This window comes from Ruminococcus sporogenes (assembly GCF_054655175.1).
The window spans coordinates 150080-165241 of the sequence record NZ_BAAHOA010000003.1; the positions used below are offsets into that span (position 1 = coordinate 150080).

At 39.6% G+C, this 15162-nt stretch carries 13 protein-coding genes; 7 read left to right on the plus strand and 6 right to left on the minus strand.

The annotated features are described in order from the left end of the window. Positions 1 to 7: 7 nt before the first annotated feature. Genes ACYQ0N_RS10940 through ACYQ0N_RS10950 form a run of 3 tightly spaced genes read right to left on the minus strand, consistent with a single transcriptional unit; the run spans position 8 to position 1951 of the window. Positions 8 to 1063, minus strand: coding sequence for a 3-methyl-2-oxobutanoate dehydrogenase subunit VorB (locus ACYQ0N_RS10940; protein ID WP_460162693.1), 1056 nt, complete (start codon positions 1061 to 1063; stop codon positions 8 to 10). A 2-nt stretch (positions 1064 to 1065) separates the two neighbouring features. Next, positions 1066 to 1284 carry a 4Fe-4S binding protein gene (locus ACYQ0N_RS10945; protein ID WP_177533558.1) on the minus strand — a complete coding sequence of 73 codons (219 nt, stop codon included), beginning with the start codon at positions 1282 to 1284 and terminating at the stop codon, positions 1066 to 1068. Between the two features lie 13 nt (positions 1285 to 1297). Then, complete coding sequence (locus ACYQ0N_RS10950; protein ID WP_460162694.1) at positions 1298 to 1951, minus strand: nucleotide-binding protein; 654 nt, start codon at positions 1949 to 1951, stop codon at positions 1298 to 1300. A 291-nt stretch (positions 1952 to 2242) separates the two neighbouring features. Here ACYQ0N_RS10950 and ACYQ0N_RS10955 point away from each other — a divergent pair, with 291 nt between their 5' ends. Beyond that, positions 2243 to 2836, plus strand: a complete 594-nt coding sequence (locus tag ACYQ0N_RS10955; RefSeq protein ID WP_460162695.1) for a cytidylate kinase-like family protein — start codon at positions 2243 to 2245, stop codon at positions 2834 to 2836. Positions 2837 to 2979: 143 nt separating this feature from the next. Then, on the plus strand, positions 2980 to 4794 hold the full coding sequence (locus ACYQ0N_RS10960; protein WP_177533555.1) for a cellulase family glycosylhydrolase: 1815 nt from the start codon (positions 2980 to 2982) through the stop codon (positions 4792 to 4794). A gap of 57 nt (positions 4795 to 4851) precedes the next feature. Here ACYQ0N_RS10960 and ACYQ0N_RS10965 read toward each other — a convergent pair whose 3' ends face one another. Continuing rightward, complete coding sequence (locus ACYQ0N_RS10965) at positions 4852 to 6204, minus strand: sodium-dependent transporter (protein WP_177533554.1); 1353 nt, start codon at positions 6202 to 6204, stop codon at positions 4852 to 4854. Positions 6205 to 6565: 361 nt separating this feature from the next. On the opposite strand from ACYQ0N_RS10965, the gene ACYQ0N_RS10970 reads away from it, so the two are divergent. The 5 genes from ACYQ0N_RS10970 (at position 6566) to ptsP (ending at position 12208) form a co-directional block, all read left to right on the plus strand. Further along, positions 6566 to 7315, plus strand: coding sequence for a DeoR/GlpR family DNA-binding transcription regulator (locus ACYQ0N_RS10970; RefSeq protein ID WP_177533553.1), 750 nt, complete (start codon positions 6566 to 6568; stop codon positions 7313 to 7315). Continuing rightward, complete coding sequence (pfkB, locus tag ACYQ0N_RS10975; RefSeq protein WP_177533552.1) at positions 7312 to 8226, plus strand: 1-phosphofructokinase; 915 nt, start codon at positions 7312 to 7314, stop codon at positions 8224 to 8226. The genes ACYQ0N_RS10970 and pfkB overlap by 4 nt, the downstream gene beginning before the upstream one ends. Positions 8227 to 8244: 18 nt before the next feature. Beyond that, the gene (locus ACYQ0N_RS10980) at positions 8245 to 10155 is read left to right on the plus strand and encodes a PTS fructose transporter subunit IIABC (RefSeq protein WP_460162696.1); all 1911 of its coding nucleotides are present in this window, start codon (positions 8245 to 8247) and stop codon (positions 10153 to 10155) included. 17 nt (positions 10156 to 10172) lie between these two features. Next, complete coding sequence (locus ACYQ0N_RS10985; protein WP_177533550.1) at positions 10173 to 10436, plus strand: HPr family phosphocarrier protein; 264 nt, start codon at positions 10173 to 10175, stop codon at positions 10434 to 10436. A gap of 65 nt (positions 10437 to 10501) precedes the next feature. After that, positions 10502 to 12208 (plus strand): phosphoenolpyruvate--protein phosphotransferase, encoded by a 1707-nt coding sequence (gene ptsP, locus ACYQ0N_RS10990; RefSeq protein WP_460162697.1) that lies wholly within the window; start codon positions 10502 to 10504, stop codon positions 12206 to 12208. Between the two features lie 45 nt (positions 12209 to 12253). On the opposite strand, the gene ACYQ0N_RS10995 is transcribed toward ptsP, so the two are convergent. After that, positions 12254 to 13756: a UDP-glucose--hexose-1-phosphate uridylyltransferase gene (locus ACYQ0N_RS10995; RefSeq protein WP_460162698.1), complete on the minus strand. Its 1503-nt coding sequence runs from the start codon at positions 13754 to 13756 to the stop codon at positions 12254 to 12256. Positions 13757 to 13777: 21 nt separating this feature from the next. Then, positions 13778 to 15064, minus strand: a complete 1287-nt coding sequence (locus ACYQ0N_RS11000) for a galactokinase (protein WP_460162699.1) — start codon at positions 15062 to 15064, stop codon at positions 13778 to 13780. Between the last annotated feature and the right edge of the window lie 98 nt (positions 15065 to 15162).

Here is a 15162-nt window from a genome sequence, read left to right on the forward strand (position 1 = left end):
AATCTCCTTATAGCTTGCCGTTGATCTCAGTTAGTTTATCTATTACTTGTTCGGCTGTCGGTATTATCCCGCCGGTTTTTCCAAAAAAATCAACGGGCAGCGAACACTCAACCGCCAGCTTAACATCGTCGATCATCTGCCCCATGCTCATTTCAACGCAAAGAAAACGCTTGGCAGTTTTCGCTGTTTTTTTATAATCCTTTACCGGAAACGGCCATAACGTTTTCGGTCTAAGAAGCCCTGCCTTAACGCCTCTTTTCCTGGCTTCAGATACGGCGGCTTTACATATTCTTGAAGCCGCGCCGTATGCTGTAACAATTACTTCTGCGTCGTCTGTCATAAATTCTTCAGAATCAGTCTCGTCCGCCTCTATTTTTTTATACCTTTCAAATCTGTCAATAATGGATTTCTGAAGCTCGTCCGGATTAAGAAATAAGGAATTAATAATATTATGCTTTCTTTTATTTCTGTGTCCGTTAGCCGCCCACGGCTTGTCCTGATTATTATTGCTTATTTCCGGAAAAACCACCGGTTCCATCATCTGTCCCATCATACCGTCAGACAAAATCATTACGGGAATCCTATATTTATCAGCAGTTTCAAACGCTTTCACACACATATCGGCCATTTCCTGAACGGAATTAGGAGCAAAAACAATCATTCTGAAATCTCCGTGACCTGCCGATTTTACAGCCTGCCAGTAATCGGACTGCGCCGGCTGTATGCCTCCTAAGCCCGGACCTCCCCTTTGCACATTCACTATAACGCACGGAAGATCACTTCCGGCAATATAAGATATACCCTCTGATTTAAGGCTGATCCCCGGCGACGACGAAGACGTCATAGCTCTCACTCCGGCTGAGGCGGCGCCTAAAACCATATTTATTGCAGCGATTTCACTTTCCGCCTGCAAAAAAACTCCGTTATTCTTCGGCATCTTTTTCGCCATATAGGCCGCTATCTCGGTCTGGGGAGTTATAGGATAACCAAAATAGCATTTGCAGCCTGCACGTATAGCCGCCTCCGCCAATGCCTCGTTTCCCTTCATTAAAATACGTTCCATATTTATTCCTTCACCTGTCTTTCAACTATGATAGCGCATTCAGGACACATTACTGCGCACATTGTACATCCGGTACATTTTTCAGGACAAACGCATTCAACAGTGAAGTACCCGTTTTTATTCACTTTATCCTTCTGTATGTCTATTATTTTCTGCGGACATGCGTTTTTACACAGTCCGCAGCCCTTGCATTTATCAAATATTATTTTTATACTTCCCATAAATTTTATCCTCTTAAAATATATTTTCAACGTAAATGTCCACATATTCAGTGATATTATCTAATGCAGAACATTTAAGAAATGCCGGAGCGGTGTGACATAGCAGCGGAATTCCGGTTATATCCGACAGCTTTTCAGCAAAAGAAAAGGAACCGGTAATATCCTCTATTGCCGTTATTTTCCCTATATTTGAATTATTCACGATTTTAGTATGCTTCATTCTTGCTGATTTTTCAATACTGTCTATTAAATTAACAGCGGATTGAATATCGTTATAGGTATCCCGATATTTATTTACAACATAAATCATATCTGTATTTTCGGTATACTTTTTTAAAACATAATTAAAGCTGCCTAAAATTATTGCTCCTGCGTCATCTCCTCCAATATCGAGAATAATGTAATCGTTTTCACAAATAATCGCTTCTAAATCAAAACAAACCGCAGGTATATCTAAATTTGTATTAGCATATGCCGTACCGGCATATGAAATATTATTTTTCTTAAATTTATCCCTGAAATCCGCAGTACGGAAATAAGGATTAACAATATCCATATCCGCTATCGCTGTTTTAAAACCTTGTGCCGCATATCTGAAAGCCAGATTAATAGCGTAGTTTGTTTTTCCGCATCCGTAGTGACCGGTTATTATCTGTATTTTTTTCATTACCGCCTCCATTTTTAATTATAGTACTTTTCACATTTCAATTCAATACCTTATAAAATAAAAAAATGTTTATCAGACAGTTTTTTTATCATAAAAGGTAATATTATAGCGTTAATTTTTTAAACCAATATTATTTTCAGCTTCTTATACCTGCTCTTTCCCTTGACATTAGCATTCATTATGTTTATAATAAAAAAGAAATCAGTATAAATTCGCATGATTGAATAATGCAACGATATTTGTCATAGGCTTTAACTATGGTTATAAAAATATTATAAGGAGATTTATTATATGATCAAAATAATTACAATAAGTCGTGAATATGGAAGCGGCGGAAGACTAATCGGCAAAAAAACTGCTGAAAGCCTTGGATGGAAATTCTATGATAAGGAAATTATTGAAGCGGCGGCTAAGGAAAGCGGTCTTTCCGAAAGCTTTATCGAGCAAAGCGGAGAATATGCTTCCGCTACAACCAGTCTGCTTTTTAATCTTTCTGTGGGCAACAATCTTAACAACGGTATCATGTCTCTTTATAACGAGGTATTCAACGCTCAGCGCAGACTAATTGAAGGCTTTGCGAATAAAGAACCTTGCGTTATCGTCGGTCGCTGCGCAGATTATATATTAAAGGAACGCGATGATTGTATGAATGTCTTTATTCATTCCTCCGCTGAAAACAGAATTAAAAGAATTACTGAAATATACGGCGATGAAATAAAATCTCCTGAAAAGCGTCTAAAGGAAATGGACAAAAAAAGACGTGTTTACTGCCGTAATTTTACCGGTAATGACTGGGGAAACATACATAATTATCATCTTTCGATTGACAGCGGCTTTTATGGAATTGAAAAAAGCAGTGAAATTATCATAAATGCAATAAAATAATTATATTTAACCGTTCATTTCAGTAATGAACGGTTAAATTTATGAAATATATCGTATAATACCGATTCCTTCCAAATTAGCTTGACATTTGTGAATAAATATTGTAAAATATGCATATATATTTTATTAAGAGGGGGATGTCTATGTTTTTTAAGAAAAAACTGATATCCATCATTACGGCTGCGGCTTGTATTTTTACCGGTATTTGTTTTTACGGCGACAATACCTTCGAATCAAATACCGTAAGCGCTGCTGAAACGACCGGAAAAACAGCGTTTGAGCTGACGTCTCAAATGACCGTAGGATGGAATCTGGGAAATACTCTGGACTCATGGAATTCAAGTCTGAAAGTTGATTCTCCACCGAAAAAATTTGCAACCTGCTGGGGAAATCCCGAACCGACGCAAGAGCTTTTTAACGCGATAAAAAACGGCGGCTTCAACACGGTCAGAATTCCTACTACATGGTTTCAGCATTTGATTTATAATGAAAATACCGATACATATGAGATTGATAAGGTATGGATGGATTATGTAAAGCAGACAGTTGATTACGCTTATAATTTAGATATGTTCGTAATTTTGAATGTTCATCATGAAGAATGGGTAAATGTTGAAAGATTTACAAGCGAAACTTATGCCGACGCTTCTCATAAGCTTGAGGATATTTGGTCGCAGATATCGGATACATTCAGTAATTATGACCAGCGACTTATTTTCGAGGGTATGAACGAACCTCGCGAAACCAACAATCCGTCAAATAGCGAGTGGGGCAGCGGAGATACTAACTCATGGAATTATATAAATAATCTTAACGAGCTTTTTGTAAACACTGTAAGAAATCAGGGATCACCGTCAAATAAAGAACGTCTTTTGATGCTCCCCGGTTATTGCGCGTCTGCTCAGTATGAGGCAGTAAACAACATTAATATTCCTGAAAATTCAGGCAACATAGCGCTTTCTGTACACGCCTATACTCCTTATTATTTTACAATGGACACATCGGATAAAGCAAATCACAGCTTTCCCGGAAAAAGCGGCTGGGGCGCCGATTATGAAACCGAATTAAGAACGTTATTTTCAACATTGAAATCAATTTCAGATAATAAAAACGTACCTATAATTATCGGAGAATTCAGCGCGTCTGATTTTAATAACAATTCCGACAGAGAAGCATGGGCGGAATGCTATTTATCCAATGCAAAAGCAGTCGGTATACCATGCGTGCTATGGGACAACAACGTATCGTATAACGAAACCGGCGAAGCTCATGGATACCTTTACAGGGCTACAAATACATGGTATAAAAACTCCATAGGCGTTATTAAGAAAATCATGGATACTCTCGGAGTTACCGATTATAGCCTGCCTGAATATCAGGAATATGTAAAGCCCCAGTTCTCATGGGATAAAATGGAAATAGGTGATAATTGGATTGAAATGTATCGTTCTGACGAAGGTAAAAATCTTGCCGCGTGGAAAAATTTCACCGTAAGCAACTGGAAAGAACTCATATCCGAAGATTACGAATACATCATGTTTTACGATTCAGACGACGCTCCTACATTAATTTTTCAAGGCGGTTGGTTTACTGTAAATTCTGACGATTCAATGGCAAAGGATTTCGTAGCAGGTTTTACCTACGATGAAATAATTTCCACACTTGAAGCTAATCAGGTTTCACTTGATCAAATGAATAATATGTTTATCAGCGCAGGAGCTAAATCTGCTACGATTTACGCTTTATATGCCGTCCCGCTTAATCAGTCACAATTAAACGGAGATGTAAATGAAGACGGTGAAATCAACGTTGCCGACTTAGTTTTACTTCAACAGTATTTAGTGTGCAAATCGGAACTAACCGATACACAGCTTAATGCCGCCGATTATAATTCTGACGGCGTTGTGAACGTGTTCGACGCTGTCGCTCTGAGAGTTTCGTTTCTTACTGTTTCATAAATAATAATACGAATTTTAAAAACGCCTTACTGAAAATAACTTCAGTAAGGCGTTTTTTTATACGTATCCGATAACGGAAGAAATAAATATTGCAAGCATAAAAACAGGAGCAATATATTTCATCATTATTCTATACATTTTTACTGATTTAAATTTCGAATTCAGTTCAATCTCATCTTCGATTATTTTCGTTTTAGCTACATATCCTATAAGAATACATGTAAATAAAGCTACAATCGGCATTAGTATATTGTTGCTGAAAAAATCAAAGAAGTCAAGCAGCTGTTTTCCGGCAATAGTAAACCCGGACCAAATACTGTAACCGAAAACGGATAATATGCCAATTGCAAACGCTGAAATCATGACGAAAATACATATCGTTTTTCTTTTTGCTTTTAATTTTTCACATAAAATTGAAACAATAGTTTCCATAAGCGATATAGAAGACGTAAGGGCGGCAAGTAAAACCAAGATAAAGAACACTGCGCCGATTATTTTCCCTCCCGACATAGAAGCAAAAACATTTGGGAGCGTTATAAACATAAGCTTCGGTCCCGCGCTGAGAGCGTCCTTATTTCCTCCTGAGAATGCAAAAACGGCAGGAATTATCATCATTCCGGAAATAAAAGCAACAGCCGTGTCAAACAGCTCGATATGTCTAACCGATTTTTCGAGATTATCCTCCTTACGCATATATGAACCATAAGTAATCATAATACCCATAGCTAGCGACATTGAATAAAATAGCTGTCCCATAGCGGCAACAAGCGTCTTAAGTGAAAATTCTTTAAAGTTTGGTTTCAAATAATAAAGCAGACCGTCAACCGCCCCGTCAAGAGTAAGAGTATACACTGCAATAACTATTGAAATAATTACAAGCAGAGGCATTAAAACTGTACTTACCTTTTCAATACCCTTCTGAACTCCCATAAGCACTACAGCAGAGGTTAATATAATAAAAATAGCAAGAAATAAAAGCGGCTGACTCGTACCCCCTATAAAAGAATTAAAAAATGTTCCGTCGTCAGCTGCACCTGCTCCTGTCCCGGTCAAATATACCGTAAGATACTTTAATACCCATCCGCCTATCACACAATAATACGGAAATATTATTATCGGAACGGCAGCCGCAATCCACCCAAGAGGAGCAAATTTCCTGCTTATAGACGCGTAAGCTCCGATTACGCTTTTACCTGTTTTCCTTCCGATTGCAATTTCAGTTATCATCAGCGAAAAGCCGAAGGTCACTGCCAAAATAATATAAACCAGCAGAAAAATACCGCCTCCGTATTGAGCGGCAAGGTATGGAAATCTCCATATATTCCCTAAGCCTACGGCAGAGCCGGCCGCCGCGAGAACAAATCCTATACGGGTGCTGAACCCGACGTGATTCTTTTTTTCAGAAACCATTATTACACTCCTTTTTTATACATGTCTTAATTATACTATACAAGTAAAATGCATGTCAACTAAAAACATATTTTTTTAAATACAAAACTGCATTTTATACTGCTATAACAACGATAAGACGAATATAATACTTAAATTTATGTATTGTATGAGTTTTTTTTCATATAATTTAAATATTAAGTTTCAGAAGGCTAAAGCACGTTTTTCGGCAAATTATGATCTGTTATAAATTATTTTGATTGTTTTTGAATGTTTTTTCTTAAATTCTCTTGACATTTGAAAAAAATCATGGTATTATATATCCATACCAATCAAATTCATTCAATTTCAATCATTTTATTTCAAGGGAGAGTAAAACTAAATGCTAACAGAAGAAAGATACAGTAAAATCCTTGAATGTTTAAACGAATATAAAACTGTAACAGTAACCCAGCTTGCGGAAGCCTTGAACGCTTCTGAATCAACTATAAGACGCGATCTGAATTCGCTTGCAACAATGAAAAAAATTATAAAGGTACACGGAGGAGCCACCGTTTTAAACGACAGCTTTAATTTCAGCGAACACCCAGTTGAAGCAAAGGAAAAAATGTTTTCAGAGGAAAAAGCGGCTATTGCAAAATATGCGGCTTCCACTATTAGAAAGAACGATTTTGTTTTTATAGACGCGGGAACCACCACAGATAAAATGATTGATTTTATTACTGAATCGTCTGCGATTTTTGTTACAAACGGATTCAGCCATGCCAAAAAGCTTGCAAGGAAAAATTTCAAGGTTTATATTATAGGCGGACAAATCAAGTCTTCCACAGAGGCCGTTATCGGAACGGAATGCGTAGAGGCTCTGAAGAAATTTAATTTCACAAAATGCTATATGGGAACAAACGGTATTTCACTTGCCGCCGGATTCACTACTCCCGATACAGATGAAGCCGCTGTAAAGAAAACTGCGATACTGCATAGCTATGTAGCATATATTCTGGCAGATCACTCCAAATTCAATCAGGTTTCATCAGTTACATTCGCTCCTGCAGACAGCGCGTGTATAATAACAGATTATCTGCCTGATAAAAAATATAAGGAAAAATGTATAATAAAGGAGGTTATAGTATGATTTATACCGTCACATTCAATCCGGCAATAGATTATGTTATGAGACTTAAAAGCTTTTTGACGGGAACTGTTAACAGATCCGACAGAGAAGAAATTTATTTTGGCGGAAAGGGTATAAACGTATCTTTGGTATTGAAGGAACTGGACGTTGAATCGGTGGCGCTTGGATTTTCTGCCGGGTTTACCGGAGAGGCCATCGAAAAGGGAGTAGCGCATAAGGGAGTCAGAACAGATTTTGTAAGACTCGACAGCGGAAATTCAAGGATTAACGTAAAAATAAAGGCGGAAACTGAAACAGATTTAAACGGACAGGGGCCGGATATCAGCAATAACGCAATAGAAAGGCTGTTTGAAAAGCTTGATAAACTGAAAAAAAACGATACATTAATATTAGCGGGAAGCATACCAAACACACTGCCCGAGGATATATATGAAAAAATTCTTGAAAGGTTATCCGGTAAAGGCATAAGATTTGTTGTCGACGCTACAAAGGATCTTTTAGTTAATGTATTAAAATATAAACCGTGGCTAATAAAACCTAATAATTTTGAGCTTGGCGAAATATTCGGAATTGAAATTTCAAAAAAAGACGATATCATATTTTATGCCAAGGAGCTTCAAAAAAAAGGAGCTGTTAACGTACTTGTATCAATGGCAGGAGAAGGCTCTATTCTTCTTGACGAAAACGGAAACGCTCATATAATGGGAGTACCCGACGGAAAGGCTGTTAATTCGGTAGGTGCCGGAGATTCTATGGTTGCCGGTTTTATAGCCGGATACGCTGAAAAAGCTGATTATGATTACGCATTAAGACTTGGAACAGCTTCCGGCAGCGCAACCGCATTCTCAGAAGGACTTGCGGAAAAGGAACTTATTAACAGACTGATGGAAAATATTAAGTCTGAAAAATAAAGAAAGGGATGATTATTTATGCGTATAACAGATTTATTGAAAAAGGAGAGTATAGAGCTTAATTCTCCTGTTTCTACAAAACAGGGCGCCATCGACAAGCTTATCGATCTACAGGCAAAGGCAGGAAACATAAGCGACAAAAACGCTTATAAAAAGGACATACTTGCAAGAGAACAGATGAGTTCAACCGCAGTCGGAGACGGTATCGCCATACCCCATGCAAAAAGTGAGGCTGTCCGGCAGCCGGGTCTTGCAGCAATAACCGCACCCAACGGAGTAGACTATGAATCTATGGACGGAAAGCCCTCAAATATCCTATTTATGATAGCCGCGCCTAACGACGGCGACCTGCATCTTGAAGTATTGTCTAGGCTCATGACTATTCTGATGGACGAGGAATTCAGAAGAAATCTTCTTGCAGCAGATACCAAAGAAAAATTTCTGAAGGTGATCGACGAAAAGGAAGCTGAAAAATTCCCTGATGAACCTAAAGTTCAGCAACAATCTGAAGCAGGATACAGAGTACTTGCTGTCACAGCCTGTCCGACCGGTATAGCTCACACCTATATGGCGGCAGAAGCCCTTGAAAAAGCCGGCAAAAAGCTTGGTTATACAATTAAGGTTGAAACAAACGGATCAGGCGGCGCCAAAAACGTTCTTACCAGAAAAGAAATAGAAGAAGCTGACGGAATCATAATAGCTGCCGATAAAACAGTTGAAACCGCCAGATTCAACGGCAAAAGGCTTATCAGCGCTGCCGTTTCAGACGGAATAAAGAAGCCGGAGGAGCTGATACAAAAAATTATTGACGGAGACGCGCCTGTTTATAGACACAGCGGCAATACTATCAGCAATGACAGCGCTGAAAATGAAAGATTTACACGCAAAATTTATAAGCATCTTATGAACGGTGTTTCCAACATGCTGCCATTCGTTGTTGCAGGCGGTATTTTTATAGCGATTGCGTTTTTGATTGACACTATTTCCGGAGCTCCGCAGGATTCAAATTTTGGTACTAACACGCCTGCGGCCGCATTCTTTAAAACCATAGGCGGCTATGCTTTTAATTTTATGATTCCGATACTCGCCGGATATATCGGTAAGAGCATTGCCGACAGACCGGGACTCTTAGTAGGTTTTGTAGGCGGTTTCCTTGCAACAACCGGTTCTACATTCTCAGCGGTCGGCGGAGATATTCCGTCCGGTTTCCTTGGAGCTTTATTTGCAGGATTTGTCGGCGGTTATCTTATGCTGGGACTTAGAAAGCTCTGTGACAAACTTCCTCAGGCTCTTGAAGGAATAAAACCTGTACTGATTTATCCGCTCGTAGGTCTGGGATTGATAGCTGTAATAATGTGCGCTGTAAATCCATTTATGGGTATGATCAATACGGGACTTACAAACTTCCTGAACACCATGAACGAATCCAGTAAAATTGTTCTCGGCTGTATTCTCGGCGGAATGATGTCAATAGATATGGGCGGTCCGTTTAACAAGGCGGCTTACGTTTTTGGTACAGCCGCAATAGCCTCGGGAAATTACGACATTATGGCGGCAGTTATGATAGGCGGAATGGTTCCTCCTATAGCGATTGCGCTGGCGACAACATTTTTCAAGAAAAAATTCACAAAGGAAGAGCGAAAAAGCGGTCCTGTCAATTATATAATGGGACTAAGCTTTATAACTGAAGGCGCGATCCCTTACGCAGCGGCAGATCCTCTCAGGGTAATTCCGTCCTGCCTGGTCGGCGCGGCAGTATCAGGCGGCTTGTCAATGCTGTTTAATTGTACGCTTATGGCTCCACATGGCGGTATATTCGTATTTGCCGTTGTAGGTAACTGGCCCATGTATCTGCTTTCTCTTGCGATTGGTTCAGTAGTCGGAATGCTTTTACTGGGACTTCTTAAGAAAAATGTTAATGAAGATTAAGAAAAGGAGAAATTATTATGGTATCAAAGACAATAACACTCGTAAACTCACAGGGATTCCATATGCGGCCTGCCGGAGCATTCGCAACTGCAATGGGGAAATACAAGAGCGAGGTAACAATTAAATTCAACGGAAACGATATAAACGGTAAAAGTCTTATGAATATCATTGCCGCTTGTATAAAGTGCGGAAGCACGATTGATCTGATATGCGAAGGCGAAGATGAGGACGAAGCCCTAAAAGAAGCCGTTTCATTGATTGAAAGCGGATTCGGAGAATAACCGGATTAATAATTTCGCTCCGTGGTATCACATGGAGCGAAAAATTCTATAAGGGAGGAAACGATATGATGAAAGGAATCGGAAGCTCGGAAGGCTATGGTATCGGCAGAGTACTGACTATAAAAGAAATAAACCTTGAATTTACGCCTAAAGATAATTGCGTGCCTTCAGAAGAACTTAAAAGATACAAGGAAGCGGTAGATAGGTTTTGCAGAAAAACAGAAAAAACCGCGGAAAGAATAAAGTTAACCGTCGGTCAGAAAGAAGCTGAAATTATTTCAGGACATATTCTCATGATAAGGGATCCATATATGAACGGAGAAATAGAAAAGCTCATTGAAAACGGACAATGCGCGGAAAGCGCTCTTGTAACAGTCTGCGATATGTTTTCAATGGTTTTTTCATCGGCAGACGACGAGCTTACAAAACAGCGGGCAACTGACGTTATAGATATTAAAAATTCCATTCTTTCCATTCTGCTTGGAACGGAAGAAACAGATATATCCGACGCTCCTTCAAAAACCGTTTTGGTGGCAAAGGATCTTACGCCGTCAATGACGGCCTGCATAAACAAATCAAATATCGTCGGTATAATAACAGAAACCGGCGGAAAAACTTCACATTCAGCAATACTGGCAAGAGCAATGGAAATACCGGCCGTTCAAAGCGTATCTAACGCTCTTGAAAACCTGACCGACGGCTGTATGGTAATTGTCGACGGCGTAAAGGGGATTGTAATCGCCGATCCAACTAACAGACAGCTTGACGAATATACAAAAAAACGAGTGGATTTCATTGAAGAACGAAAATCGTTAGCTGGTTATATAGGAAAAGAAACGGTTACCTCAGACGGTATCAGGGTAGAGCTTGCCGGAAATATCGGAAAACCGGAGGACGCTAATAAGGTCGTAGAAAATGACGGAGAGGGCGTCGGTCTTTTCAGAACAGAATTTCTTTTTATGGACAGAGCCTCACAGCCAAACGAGGACGAACAATTTGAGGCTTACAAGAAAGTCGCCCTTATTATGAAAGGAAAGCCTGTAATAATAAGAACCTTAGACGTAGGCGGAGATAAAAACATCCCCTACCTCGGCATGCCTAAGGAGGATAATCCATTTCTGGGCTTCAGGGCTATACGTTACTGCCTGAAAAACAAGGAGCTTTATATGACACAGCTCAGGGCTTTGGTAAGAGCAAGCGCATATGGTGATATTAGAATTATGGCGCCTTTGGTAACCTGTGTAGATGAATTAAGAGCCGTAAGAGAAATGGTAAGCAATATTATGAAGGAATACGATACCATTGGAGTTCAATATAATAAGAATTTAAAAATCGGAGTTATGATAGAAACTGCCGCCGCGTCAGTTATTGCGGATTTACTTGCCCGTGAAGCAGACTTTTTCAGTATCGGTACAAATGATCTTACGCAATATACTATGTCGGTAGATAGGGGAAATGCAGACGTAGCTTATTTATACTCCACTTTTAATCCAGCAGTTCTGCGTTCAATAAAGCATATAATCGCCTGTGCAAAGGAAGCCGGTATACCGGTTGGAATGTGCGGAGAAGCGGCGGCGGACAAAATGATGATACCCTTATTAATCTCATTTGGGCTTGATGAATACAGCGTCAGCGCCTCTTCTATATTAAGCGCCAGAAAAATAATTTCTCAATGGAGTAAAAAGGACGCCGACGCTCTTGCAGAAAAAATAATGAAGCTTAAAACAGAAAAGGAAATTACAGAAGAATTAAGTAAAGCAATAGGATACTAAGGTTAAAAAATATCCCGTACTCTAATGTACGGGATATTGTTTTTACTATATAGAATCACGATTTAAATATTCTATGAACCTGTTAAACCTGTCTAATCCCTCAGACGTTCTCTTAAATACTCCGGCGTCGAGCAAAACCTGTTCAAATACGGCTCCGATTTCCTGCTTTAAAATGTCGCCTGCACTGCTAGAATCCGCTTCAGGATGACGTTTACGCACATTGTCAAACCATTTACTGTGACATTCAAGTCTTTTATCGCCGCTTATATCTTCTCCTCTGCACAGCGCTTTTTCCATAAGTTCAATATCGCGGGCAAGACGTTCAGGTAAAACTGCAAGCCCCATTACTTCTATTAATCCTATATTTTCCTTTTTTATATGATGAAGCGCCGAATTAGGATGAAAAATACCGAGCGGATGATCTTTATCGGTAAGATTATTTCGTAAAACAAGATCGCATTCATATCTATTTCCTCTCATTCTGGCAATAGGAGTAATAGTATTATGCAAAACTCCGTCAGTCTCGGCAAATATTCCGACCTCCGGATCGCTGTAGCCTCGCCACGCCTTTAAAATATGACAGCAGGCGTTTGCAAGAACGGTACGGTTTTCGCATTGAAGTCTGATTACAGACATAGGCCATTTTACTATACCGGCCCATACGCCGGGAGTCTTAGGCATTAGGAATTCCTTTTCAACACCGGCTCTTTCCATAGCAAATGTATATCGTCCGCCCTGAAAATGCTCATGCGTTAGAATAGAGCCTCCAACAATAGGCAAATCCGCATTCGATCCTATAAAATAATGCGGAAGAAAATCAAGGGCGTCAAATAGCTTTTCAAAAACAGTCGGATTAATACTCATCGGAGTGTGATCGCCATTAAATATAATACAATGCTCGTTAAAATATCCGTATGGTGAATACTGAAAAAACCATTCCTTATCCGATATTCTGAAAGGAATCGGGCGCAGATTCTGTCTTGCCGGATATGCAATTCTTCCGGCATAGCCCGTGTTCTCTATGCAGAGCTGACATTTAGGATAATTAGTTTTAGGACTTTTAAGAGCGGCGGCAATATCGCGCGGATCCTTTTCAGGCTTGGACAGATTAATTGTAATATCAAAAACTCCATAATCGCTTTTATAAGTCCAGCATATATTTTTTGCTATTCTACCTGAACGAACATAATTTGTGTCTCTGCTGAATTTATAATACCAGTCTGTTGCCGACCGGGCGTTAGTTTTATATCTTCTGAAAAACTCCATTTTTACCTCATGGGGCATTTTAGTTAGATGTCCCATAAGCTTTGTATCAAGCAGATCCCTTGAAGCTGACGAATCAATAATTATTCCTTGCTCGCACGCATACGACAATAAACCGTCTAAAATTTCTTCCAATGACATTTCAGGAAGGCTTTGCGGTTCTTTCCACTCAGAAATCTGAAGCTCGTGCATAAGCTGATTTCTGACGAATATGCTGTCGTCCTGCGCAATAAGCTCATTAGAAATGCCGTAATTTATTAGGTTCTGTATTAGCTGACAAATCATATTAATCTCCTTACGTTTCTGCTATTCAGCTATATTTATACCTCCGAAATTTCTGATTTTCAAACGGTAGCAGCTTTTATCGCCGAAAAGCTCATTCATAGCGTTTTCATAATCACAGCATTTCGATAACGGAACAAACGCCTGTATGGTGCCGGCAAATCCTCCCCCATGAACTCTTACAGCTCCTTTGTCCTTCAGTATTTTTTCACTGATCAGCAACGCAAGCGGTATCCCCTGCTCCTGAGGTTTACTGCATGAATAAAGATTCTGAAGCCATTTTGCAGAAGAATCTCCCGATTCTTTTACAAGACTTAAAAATTCGTCAAAGCTGCCTTTTGACAATGCGGCCGCTTCAAGTCCGGCGCGCTCATTTTCTGAAAAGAAATGTGCAGACCTGAGAATAGCACGGTCAGAACATTTCTTTCTCAGTTCCGGAATTGCCTTATAAAATTCAATGAAATTAACCTCGCGCAGACAGCTTTTTCCAAAATGCTTTGCAACAAGATTCATTTCCTCCGGAACAGATACATAATCATCGGTCAGATCAGCGTGACTTCCCTTTGTATCGGTAATGCACAATTGATAACCGGAAGTCTCAAAGCCGCATTCAATCTTTTTAATAACAGGATCGACAGCGCTTTCAAAATCTATGAAGACAAAGCCTCCGACAGAGCTGACCATCTGATCCATAAGACCGCTTTTCTTTCCGAAATATTCATTTTCTGAATATTGACCAATTTTAGCTATTTCAACAGCGCCGGCCTTACCGCTGTTATAATGGCTGTCAATAACTGTTCCTATCAACACCTCAAACGCCGCCGACGACGAAAGACCGCTTCCTCCTAAGACATCGGATACGGTATATGCATCAAACCCACCGATATTAACGCCGATTTCACTGAACCGCGACGCTATACCTCTTATTAATGAAGCCGATGTTCCTTTTTCTGCCGAATGAACGGACAAATCTGATAAATCCACGCAATCCTCAGGATAGCCTTCGGAATGAATTCTTATTACTCCATCGTTGTGAAAGCTAACAACAGCTATAATATCAAGATTGATAGCCGCCGCAAGTACGCAGCCATGCTGATGGTCAGTATGATTGCCTCCGACCTCCGTTCTTCCGGGCGCCGAATAAACCGCTATATCCTCACGATTCGGATACAGTCTCGCAAACTCCTCCGCCGCTTTTTCATACCTCCGCCTTTGACTCATTATAACGTTCTCGTCTTCACCGTATAGTTGTCCAAATATAACATCGTAATCGCCGTTTTTAAGGTTTTTATTAAAATCTGTTAGTTTCAAATCAGATCCTCCCGAATTTATACAATATCATATTACTATTTTACCATTTTCAGCAGATAAAAATCAAGCTTTATTTTATAATTTCAATTTCAGCCGTC

Bases quoted from the DNA above. Each gene is read 5' to 3' on its own strand.
- ACYQ0N_RS10940 (WP_460162693.1), bottom strand. From the start codon at position 1,063: ATGGAACGTATTTTAATGAAGGGAAACGAGGCATTGGCGGAGGCGGCT.
- ACYQ0N_RS10945 (WP_177533558.1), bottom strand. From the start codon at position 1,284: ATGGGAAGTATAAAAATAATATTTGATAAATGCAAGGGCTGCGGACTG.
- ACYQ0N_RS10950 (WP_460162694.1), bottom strand. From the start codon at position 1,951: ATGAAAAAAATACAGATAATAACCGGTCACTACGGATGCGGAAAAACA.
- ACYQ0N_RS10955 (WP_460162695.1), top strand. From the start codon at position 2,243: ATGATCAAAATAATTACAATAAGTCGTGAATATGGAAGCGGCGGAAGA.
- ACYQ0N_RS10960 (WP_177533555.1), top strand. From the start codon at position 2,980: ATGTTTTTTAAGAAAAAACTGATATCCATCATTACGGCTGCGGCTTGT.
- ACYQ0N_RS10965 (WP_177533554.1), bottom strand. From the start codon at position 6,204: ATGGTTTCTGAAAAAAAGAATCACGTCGGGTTCAGCACCCGTATAGGA.
- ACYQ0N_RS10970 (WP_177533553.1), top strand. From the start codon at position 6,566: ATGCTAACAGAAGAAAGATACAGTAAAATCCTTGAATGTTTAAACGAA.
- pfkB (WP_177533552.1), top strand. From the start codon at position 7,312: ATGATTTATACCGTCACATTCAATCCGGCAATAGATTATGTTATGAGA.
- ACYQ0N_RS10980 (WP_460162696.1), top strand. From the start codon at position 8,245: ATGCGTATAACAGATTTATTGAAAAAGGAGAGTATAGAGCTTAATTCT.
- ACYQ0N_RS10985 (WP_177533550.1), top strand. From the start codon at position 10,173: ATGGTATCAAAGACAATAACACTCGTAAACTCACAGGGATTCCATATG.
- ptsP (WP_460162697.1), top strand. From the start codon at position 10,502: ATGATGAAAGGAATCGGAAGCTCGGAAGGCTATGGTATCGGCAGAGTA.
- ACYQ0N_RS10995 (WP_460162698.1), bottom strand. From the start codon at position 13,756: ATGATTTGTCAGCTAATACAGAACCTAATAAATTACGGCATTTCTAAT.